This is a genomic window from Nocardiopsis sp. NPDC006198 (assembly GCF_040613895.1).
Lineage (GTDB): Bacteria > Actinomycetota > Actinomycetes > Streptosporangiales > Streptosporangiaceae > Nocardiopsis > Nocardiopsis tropica.
On the sequence record NZ_JBEXSY010000132.1, the window covers coordinates 1 to 3,080 of the forward strand.

A 3,080-nucleotide genomic window follows, 5' to 3' on the forward strand; every position below is an offset into this window, starting at 1 on the left:
AGGCCGGCGGGGGCGTCGTAGATGAACCAGGGCACGTGGGCCAGCGCGATCAGCAGCAGCATCATGCCGCGGGCCAGGTCCGGGGCCAGGGCCCGTTCGGTGAGGGGGGTCGAATGCACAGGGGGCCCGGTGCCGGGGGTGGAGGGCGGACCCTGGGTACGGTGAGTGGTCATGCGGGTGGGCTCCCGGCGGTCTTCTCTGGCGATCGGTGGGGTCGGGTCGCGCGGCCTGTTGTGACCGCACACGGGCCACGCGGACTCCGACCGGGGACATGACGCCACCCTCCCCTGCCTGCGCCGTTCTCCGGCAGTGGGACCGTGTCACCGTTCTCCCGTGACTTTTTGACGGGTGAACCCATGACACGGCGTCACTGGTGGAGGCGCCGGGGAATCCGGAACCGCGCCTCGGCGGCGCAGGGGATCCGGCGGCAATGCGCGAGCCGGGCAGGGCCGCCGAATCCGTCCGGGTCGTTCGCGAGCGGTCCCTTGTCGGGGCAGTGGCCTCCGGAAGTTCACCGAGTGCACGCCCGGTCTGTCGAGAGGCTCCGTGTCATTTCGGGCCTCTGATTCGATTGGCTGTTCCGCCGCACTCCGGGTGATGCCGACCGGAGTCGTATCAGAACGGAACCGCAGGTCATAAACGAAATGCACCCCGGCGGACGTGTCGCCCGAACACGGCTCCCGAGTTTTCTCGGCCGATGACGGAGTTGCGCTCCTCCACCTGGGCTGACGTGCGTATACGTTCTGATCGCAGACCTGGTTCCGGTCGCGCGGTTTTATCGGCGGCGCGCATGTCGGGAACGCGGACGACGCCGCGATCCCTCCGGTGGGAGAACCCGCAGGGGAAATCGGATCGGAAACGCGGGCGGACCTGGTCATCAGCAACGCAACAAGAGGGAACTCGTCGGGGAATGCCCGGTGAGTCGTGCCAGTCGTCACCGTCCGGTGGTCGGCTGTTGGTCGGAAACTGGTTCCTTGTTCAGTCTTGTCAAGAAAGGTTGCTTCCCGCCGGTCCCCCTGGCCGGTTTCTCTCCCCCGCATATCGGAGGCAACCGCATGCCAACGCCCCATTCACGACATGCGCAGACGCGGCGCGCCCCCAGGGCACGCCGTTACTTTCGCACCGCGATGACGGCCTCGATGGCCGCTGCCATCGCCGGTTCCATCACCATGGTCCCCGCCCCGGCCGCGGCAGAGCCGTCGGAGAACGGGGACGACGCCGCCTACCGCGGCGGGATCGAGGTCGTCCGGTCGCAGCCCGCCGACGACTCGGTGCTGACGGGCCGGGTGTTCGTCGACGCCAACCGCAACAGCGTGAGCGACCGCGGCGAGGACGGCCTGGCCGGCGTCGTGGTCACCAACGGCCGCGACGTGGTCCGCACCGACCGGCGGGGCCGCTACGAACTGCCCGCGTTCGACAACATGACGGTGTCGATCACGCAGCCCTCGGGCTACCAGGTGCCGATGGACGAGCACAACATCCCGCAGTTCCACTACAACCACCTGCCCGAGGGGTCCCCGGAGCTGCGCTACGGCGGCATCGAGCCCACCGGACCGCTGCCGTCCGCGATCAACTTCCCGGTCGTGGAGAGCGGGGAGACCGGCGACTCGGACCAGAGCTGCGTCATCGCCGGAGACCTGCAGACCTACGACGAGCAGGAAGTCGAGTACGCGCGCGCCGGCGCCATCAGGGACCTGGCCGAGCGCGACGACTACGCCGGCTGCGGCACCCTGTTCGTCGGCGACGTCGTGGGCGACGACCTGTCGCTCTACCCCGCCATCAAGGACCTGGTCGCCGAGACCAACGGTCCGGCCCGCTTCCTGCCGGGCAACCACGACCTCGACTTCGACGCGCCGAACTCCGAGCACTCCTTCGACACCTTCCGCGCCCAGCTGGCGCCGGAGTACTACTCCTTCGACGTCGGCGACGTGCACGTCGTCGCGCTGAACACCGTCGACTACCCGTGCACCGCGGCCGAGGACAGCCCCGCGGGCATCGCCGAGCACTGCGCGGACCCGGAGGGCCGCCCGGCGTACAACGGCCGCATCGACGACGACCAGCTCGCGTGGCTCGAACAGGACCTCGCGCACGTCGACCGCGACAAGCTCGTCGTGGTCGCCGGCCACATCGGCCTGCTCAACTACGCCGACGAGAGCTCCCCGGTGCACCAGGTCGACCAGGTCCGCCGCGTGCACGAGCTGCTGGAGGGGCGCAGGGCCGTGGCGCTGTCCGGCCACAGCCACAGCATCGAGAACCTCAAGACCGGTGACGACGTCGAGGGGTGGCGCACCCTCTTCGGTGTCGAGGGACTGCCGTTCCCGCACATCACCGCCGGCGCGATCTCGGGCGACTGGTACTCCGGCGAGGTCGGCGAGGAGGGCTACCCGACGGCGATCGGCCGCGACGGCGGCCGCCCCGGACTGGTGACGCTGGACATCGAGGGCAACGAGTTCCAGGAGCGCTTCACCGTCACCGGTGAGTCCGACGACGTGCAGACGCAGCTGGGCATCAACAGCCCGACCTACCGCGAGTGGTTCGCGGAGCGACAGGAGTGGAACCGCAACCCCGTGGGCGAGGCCCCCGAACTGGACGAGCCCCTGGTGGTCGACCGCTCCGACCTGGCGGGCGGGAGCTGGCTGACGACCAACTTCTTCTTCGGCTCCACCGGCTCGACGGTCGAGGTGAGCATTGACGGCGGGCGGACCAGGGAGGCCACGCGTACCCAGCAGATGGAGGGCGAGGACGTCAACGTCGGCGTCGAGTACTCCGACCCGTACGCGATCTCGCAGCAGCTGGTCCACGGCGGCAGCCTCGCCGACCGGACGATGCACCTGTGGCGGTTCGACCTCCCCAGGAACCTGCGCACCGGTGAGCACACCGCCGAGGTGACCGCGACCGACTCCTACGGCCGCGAGTTCACCGACACCATCGAGTTCGAGGTGGTGGGGCGCCGGTAACGGGGCTCCTCCACCCGGGGGGCCGCCACCCCGACCGGGTCGCCGAGCCGGTGGACGGGGTGGTGGAGCTGGTCGGCGGCCGACAGCTCGTGGACGCCTACGGCCTCCTGGCGCCGCACGGAA

General features: G+C 69.8%; 1 protein-coding gene. It reads left to right on the forward strand.

Annotated elements, in window-relative coordinates; all coding sequences use genetic code 11:
• The first annotated feature begins 1,139 nt into the window (after positions 1-1,139).
• Entirely contained in the window at positions 1,140-2,957 is a 1,818-nt protein-coding gene (locus tag ABZ234_RS33910; RefSeq protein WP_355014767.1) for a calcineurin-like phosphoesterase family protein, read from the forward strand.
• The last annotated feature ends 123 nt before the right edge of the window (positions 2,958-3,080 follow it).